The following is a 6198-nucleotide window of genomic DNA, read 5'->3' as shown; positions in this document are numbered from 1 at the left end:
CTGTGTCAGCGAGGAATAACTAGGGCGCGGGCGACCCGCACAGCTCCTTAGGGCAGAGATGTGCGGCTGAGCACTCCGCGAGGGTAGAAATATGTGCGGCTGAGCACTCCGCGCCGTTATTTGCGCGCAGTAAGACGAATGTGCAGCAGAAGTCGAACAAAAACGCGTTATTCTGTCGGAGTTCTGCTGCACATTGTGCGGGGTTGTTGCGGTGGTGCCGGGCGGTGTTGGTGCGGGCGGTGTTGTTGCTGGGTTGTTGTGCGGTGTTGTTGCGGGGCGGGGTTAATTGCCGGGATAGTGGACTAGGTGAAAGGTTGACGTGACGACATCTGCGCTGAATGCCGATGCTCTTCTGTGAGGTCAACCGCTCTCCGGTACAGTATGGAAACATGCGTATTGCTCGAATTGCCCACAATGAAGGTCTCGCCTTCGCTGCGTTGGAAGGTGGCCAGCCCGACGGGACTGGTGCCACTTGCCGCGAGATCAGCGGAGTGCCATTCGGAAAAGTCGAACTCACCAATAAAAGCTGGCCGATTGAGGACGTGCGCCTCCTAGCGCCTATTCTGCCTTCCAAGATCGTAGCTGTCGGGCGCAACTACGCCGACCACGTCAAGGAAGTTTTCAAAAAGGGTGCGGAGCACTTGCCACCCACGATCTTCCTGAAGCCACCAACAGCAGTTGTGGGACCTGAGGCTCCAATTCGCATCCCCGAATGGGCGACGAATGTCGAGTTCGAGGGCGAGTTGGCTATCGTTATCGGTCGTCCTTGTAAGGACGTGAAACGCGAGGATTGGAAGTCGGTTGTCATGGGCTTCACAATTGTCAACGATGTGTCTTCGCGTGATCTTCAGTTCGCGGATGGCCAGTGGGCACGTGCGAAGGGGCTGGATAGCTTCTGCCCCCTGGGGCCGTTCATCGAAACCAACGTTGACAGCATTGAAATCGACAATCTTCCGATTAAAGCGCACCTCACCCACGAGGGGGAAACACAGACGAAGCAGGACTCGAATTCTAACCAGATGATCAAGTCCATCCCTGAGATCGTCGAATGGGTTTCCAGCGCGTTCACGCTGATGCCAGGCGATGTGATTTGTACGGGCTCACCGGCGGGTACGGCAGAAATGGTGCCGGGGGATACCATCGAGATCGAAATCCCGGGGCTGGGCCGACTGTCCAACCCGGTTCAGGCTTACGAGCAGTAGCTGACACGAAAGTGGGGCACCACCGGTGGTGCCCCACTTTTCGCAGTTGGGGGATGGGTGAGCACGAGATGCGGAACCTTGAATGCACCTACGAGGGCAACTAGCACTTCTTGCAGTTGGGGGGATGGGCGAGCACGAAATGTGCGCAGGTAGGGGAGCGAAGGCCGGGCAGGCCCACCTCATAACGCAATGTGCGCACTGCCCGGGCAGGTGTGGCGGCTCCGGCCCGCTACACCTGGCGCATCGCTGCGGGCACGTTCAGTGCCCGCAGCGCCGTCTGCAGCTTGGCCGTAGTCTCTGTGGCCTCTTCCTCAGGATCCGAATCAGCCACAATTCCACCGCCGGCCCAAGCACGGGCCATCACCCCCTCCATGACACAGCAGCGGATCGCAACCATATACTCACCATCACCAGTGGCATCGCACCACCCAACCGCACCGGCATAGAATTCCCGCGGTTGTTCAACCTCTTCGATGATGCCGATGGCGTCATCGATAGGAGTACCCCCGATGGCAGGCGTGGGGTGAAGCATTAGCGCAAGATCGAGGGCCGAATAATGTGCGTATTCTTCTTTCAGCTCGCCGCGGATGGCCGTGCCTAGGTGAATGACCTCGGTGGTCTCGTGAATGTCCGGCTCGGTCGGAATGTCAAGGTTCTGGCATAGCGGCTCGAGGACATTGCGGTAGTGATCCACAACCAGCTTGTGCTCGCTTTGGTTTTTATCCGACATCAACAGGTCACGCGCCGCCTGATCATCGATGCTGGCCACACCCGTGCGTGGCGCGGAACCCGCCAAAGGGAAGGCCGTCACAATACGGTTTTCCCGGCGCACCAGCATCTCTGGCGAAGAGCCTACGAAAGTAGCTCCCTCGTCTTCATCGCGGCCAGTCGCAGACAAGTCCACGGCAAACCCGTCGCGGTTTGCGGAAAGGTCAATGAGGCGCGCAGCCACCAATAGCGGGTCCGGCTCGTTTTCGAACGTGACATCGACGGCGCGCGCCAGCACCACCTTTTCCAAACGTGTCTGCTGGATCGTAGCAATGGCGGCGGCAACCGCGGCCTTGTGCTCATTCAGACTGGTCACCGGGATGATGGATGAAACCCGCAACGATTCCGCCGCGTTCTGTCCCCGGAAAAACGCGGGTGGCTCTAGCGGCCCTTCGCTGACCACAACCGATTCGGGTTGTACTAGCGCGGCGCGGAAACTCGTCTTGAATGGAATAGCGCCCACGAGCAGATCCACGTGCCCGTCGTGCAGCGCTTGGGCAGCTTCGAAAGGATCCGGGTACGAGGCTTTTCGACCCTGCGTCCGGATGCTGCTATGGGGACGCGAGAGCAAAAAATCCGGGGCGGTGGCCGGTCTCTGGTGCTCTGCAGTCATGCGCTTAAGTCTACTAAGCGCGTCGGACAAAACCGATTCGAGGGCGGGGCCGCCCACACGCGTTAACCCCTTTACGCCCCGCAGCATTCACCGTGACTTACATAGGCATGCCTCGCCGGGCGCATTTTCGGCGCTCCCCGGCCGCGCTTACGCCGGAGTCTCTTCGGTGTGCATTCCCGCCCACTCACCCCTGACCCAGGTCCCGCCCCAGGTAAGGCATCTCCGCCGCGGTCACCGTCACCTCCGCCCACTCACCCCCGCCCCAAGTAAGGCATCTCCGCCGCGGTCACCGTCACCTCCGCCCACTCACCCCCGCCCTAGGTAAGGCATCCCCGCCGCGGTCACCGTCACCTGATCCACGCACACATCCAGCGGCAAGTCCGCTACGGAGGCGAGAAGTTGGGCGGCGCGGGTGGCGTCGAACATGGGTTCAGAGGACGTAAAACTTCCCAAAAGGTCCGTGCGAGCGTTGCCGATGTCCAGCTCCGTGGCGCGAATCGCGTACGGGCGGCCGTCGAGATTGGTGCTGACCGTGAGGCTCGCGATCGCGGCTTTCGTCGCCGCGTACGTGGCGGCTGCCGGGCGCGGGCGAGTCGCGGCGATCGAACCGTTGTTGATGATTCGCCCGCCGCCGTGTGCCTTCATCCACGCGAACGCCCCCTGCGTGCACAGAAACGCCCCGCGCAGGTTGGTGCGCACGGTCCGGTCGAAGTCCTCGATGTTGATCGTGTCGATTTCGCCGGTGGGGCCGGGGGCGCCGGCGTTGTTGACCAGGAGATCTAGGCGTCCGAAGGTTGCGGTTGCTTCTTCAAACATTTTCTCGACGCCAACCTCATCCCCAACATCGCACGTCACGGCAAGATGCCGATGCGCGCGAGCCTCGTGGGGCGGGGCGGGTGTGCCCAGTTCGGCTTGTGCGTTCACGTCGTTTTGTTCGGTGGGGTGTGCTCCGGTGGTGGGCTGTTGGGTTTGCGTGTTCGTTTCGTTTTGTCCGGTCGAGTTTTCCTCGTTGAACCCGTCACTCAGCGAGTTTTCCAGTGACGCAATGGTTTCCTCCAACGAAGAGCGTGTGCGCCCTACCGCAACGATCGACCATCCTTTCCTAGCCAGTTCTTGCGCGAACAGCCGTCCCAGTCCAGACCCAGCGCCGGTAATGACGGCCACTTTCCGGTCCGAGCGATCTCGCCGCTCGCCCTCATCCCGCAGTCCGTGCTGTCCCAGCTCTGTATGCCCCGCGCGATTCTCTGTTGATTCGTACTCGTTCCACGGCTTCTGCGGTTTTTCCATGGCGTGCTTTTCCTGAGCTTCCCGCGGATCTGACAACTTCCGCCCTTCCTGCCGTCCCAATCAGTGAATTTGTTGCTTTTGGATGACTCTACTGCTCGCGGTGCTCATCTACTCCCGTTTCCAGCTCTCCACGGGTACTCGATGCTTACCGCGTTCCAGACGTGATGAAAAACCTCGCGCCCTGTTCCCGTCCTGTTGAGTTTGCAGAGTGAGATGTTGCGGGTGTTGCGTGGGGGTGTTGTTTCGTTCTGCTTTTTGTGGATGGTGCGGTGCGTGGTGGGGCACTGCTCTGGGTGGAGCGAGTGGCTTGTTGGGTTTGCAGAGTGAGATGTTGCGGGTGTTGCGTGGGGGTGTTGTTTCGTTCTGCTTTTCGGGGATGGTGCGGTGCGAGTTGGGGATATCAGCGGTTGAGAATTAATGAGCGGAAATATAGAAACCAACGGCCGCGAGGTGTGCGCCGCAATCCCTGCGGCGCACACCCTACCGAGCCCGTGCAATTACTTGCTGCACATGCCGCCTAACCATAAACGGATCGCGCATGCTCGAAGCCGTGAACCGCAGCACTGTCGCCCCGCGCGCTTGCAGCACACGGTCCACCATCGCATCGTGCTCGCGCTGCGCGGGATCGTTATGGTGAGAACCGTCGTAAAACAACGCCAGCCAGTACTTTCTCGATGCCAAATCGATTCGTGTCAGAATCTTGCTCCGCCATGGACGCGCTTGCCCGCCCGAGGACATCGGTAATTCCTCCGACTCTGCGAGTTGGGAGAATGTGGCGTCGTCCAAAGAAAAGTCGTCCAGAATACCCGCCGAGCAATCAGCCGAAGAGAAAGGAAGCGCAGACGCCGGCGCGAAGGGTTCCGCGCGCCCCGCCACCGTCTCGTACACTGGCACCTGTGGTGCCACATCGGGCAGCAGGTCCCGCACCAGCAGGCGGAGAACGGTCTCGGGCGGCGAATCCGCGTTCTGCACCGACAGCGCCCACAGTCGGTTTAACCTGCGCCTGCTCACGCGCCCACGCGCGCGCTCGGCTATCACGCCAGAATCGAGCGGAATGTGCCGGCGAACGGCGTCGATGAGCTGGACCGCGCGGATTTCGTGGGCGCTGAGGCGGCACGCCCCGCACAAATCGGGCATCCCCGGCAGCTTCCACGCGTTCCGTCCCTTCAGCACGGAAATTAGACAGCGCACGAGCGCCTCCTCCGCGCAGACGGCCTGCACATCGCCGGGTAATTCGAAACGTGCTGAATCGAACAGCGTTTGGTCCGCCAGCGGCACGGCCCCGTCGTATTTCACATGCTGCACCGCGCGCACGGAACTCGCCCGCTTGTTCGTGCGGCTCACCACCTCCACGGGCATGTCATTGCAAAACGCAGGCAACCCCAGCACATGCAGCGCGGCCCAGCCGGTCAGCACCAACGTGGGATGCTCCATCGCATGCGCACGCAACCGGATCGTCATCGGCAGAATCGACCCGTCGCGGTGCGCCTCCGGTAGGCGCTCCACCCCAAAACTCCTAGTCACGCGCACCATTCTTGATTGCCGCCGTCCCCTCGGCCATGCCTCGGGCCACGGTTCTTTTCTCATCGATGCCCCCTTTCTCCCCTCACGAATCCCTCCCCGGGTGGTCGTGGGGCGCTCCTGTAACCCCCACCGGAGCGCCCCGACCCCCGCTATTGAATTAACCATGTGGAATCTGGGCAAGGGAGGGCCAAAGATGTGACATGTGGATAACTCCTGCACTACAGCGGGTTTTCCACATGGGGGCGGAGAAAAGCTTGACTGGGGACGTGCTGTGAGGGGGCGTGGAAAAACTTGACTGCGGACGTGCTGTGAGGGGGCGTGGAAAGGGCACGGGCGCGGGTGAGACGCAGCGGGGGCTCCTCAATGTGCGCAAAGCAGAATGAGATGCGCGTGTGAGTGTGTGTTGTGGTCTTTTCGTTCTGCTAATGCGGCCAGGTGCTGGTGATCGTGATACTGATCGTGATGTTAGTGCTAGTGCTGGTGATCGTGATGGTGCTGGTGCTGGTGGTGGTGCTGGCGGGGCACGGGCACGGGTATGGGCGCGGCGGGGGCTCCTCAATGTGCGCAAAGCAGAATGAGATGCGCGTGTGAGTGTGTGTTGTGGTCTTTTCGTTCTGCTAATGCGGCCAGGTGCTGGTGATCGTGATGGTGATCGTGTTGATGATGCTAGTGCTAGTGCTGGTGGTGGTGCTGGCGATCGTGATGGTGGTGGTGCTGGCGATCGTGATGGTGCTGGCGGTGGTGCTGGCGGGGCACGGGCGCGGGTGTGGGGGGCGTGATGCTCCTATGTTGTGTCAAGCTGAT

Annotated in this window: 5 protein-coding genes; 2 read left to right on the top strand and 3 right to left on the bottom strand. The window is 61.0% G+C overall.

The annotated features are described in order from the left end of the window. Nucleotides 1–389: 389 nt before the first annotated feature. Complete coding sequence (locus tag HMPREF3098_RS08685) at nucleotides 390–1202, top strand: fumarylacetoacetate hydrolase family protein (protein WP_035115336.1); 813 nt, start codon at nucleotides 390–392, stop codon at nucleotides 1200–1202. A gap of 229 nt (nucleotides 1203–1431) precedes the next feature. Here HMPREF3098_RS08685 and HMPREF3098_RS08680 read toward each other — a convergent pair whose 3' ends face one another. From HMPREF3098_RS08680 to HMPREF3098_RS08670, 3 genes are all read right to left on the bottom strand, one after another. After that, the gene (locus HMPREF3098_RS08680) at nucleotides 1432–2583 is read right to left on the bottom strand and encodes an isochorismate synthase (RefSeq protein WP_070434819.1); all 1152 of its coding nucleotides are present in this window, start codon (nucleotides 2581–2583) and stop codon (nucleotides 1432–1434) included. Nucleotides 2584–2889: 306 nt separating this feature from the next. After that, on the bottom strand, nucleotides 2890–3906 hold the full coding sequence (locus HMPREF3098_RS08675) for an SDR family oxidoreductase (protein ID WP_246815904.1): 1017 nt from the start codon (nucleotides 3904–3906) through the stop codon (nucleotides 2890–2892). 444 nt (nucleotides 3907–4350) lie between these two features. Continuing rightward, a complete protein-coding gene (locus HMPREF3098_RS08670; protein WP_141739729.1) occupies nucleotides 4351–5394 on the bottom strand; it encodes an endonuclease domain-containing protein in 1044 nt (347 codons plus the stop codon). Between the two features lie 435 nt (nucleotides 5395–5829). On the opposite strand from HMPREF3098_RS08670, the gene HMPREF3098_RS11555 reads away from it, so the two are divergent. Next, a complete protein-coding gene (locus HMPREF3098_RS11555; RefSeq protein WP_168156011.1) occupies nucleotides 5830–5985 on the top strand; it encodes a hypothetical protein in 156 nt (51 codons plus the stop codon). The last annotated feature ends 213 nt before the right edge of the window (nucleotides 5986–6198 follow it).

The sequence above is a fragment of the Corynebacterium sp. HMSC28B08 genome (assembly GCF_001806865.1).
GTDB lineage: Bacteria > Actinomycetota > Actinomycetes > Mycobacteriales > Mycobacteriaceae > Corynebacterium > Corynebacterium auriscanis.
This window is presented reverse-complemented; position numbering and strand designations above follow the sequence as displayed.

What these genes read in the sequence shown, in the direction of transcription:
- HMPREF3098_RS08685 (WP_035115336.1), top strand. Translation starts at nt 390, where the DNA reads ATGCGTATTGCTCGAATTGCCCACAATGAAGGTCTCGCCTTCGCTGCG.
- HMPREF3098_RS08680 (WP_070434819.1), bottom strand. Translation starts at nt 2,583, where the DNA reads ATGACTGCAGAGCACCAGAGACCGGCCACCGCCCCGGATTTTTTGCTC.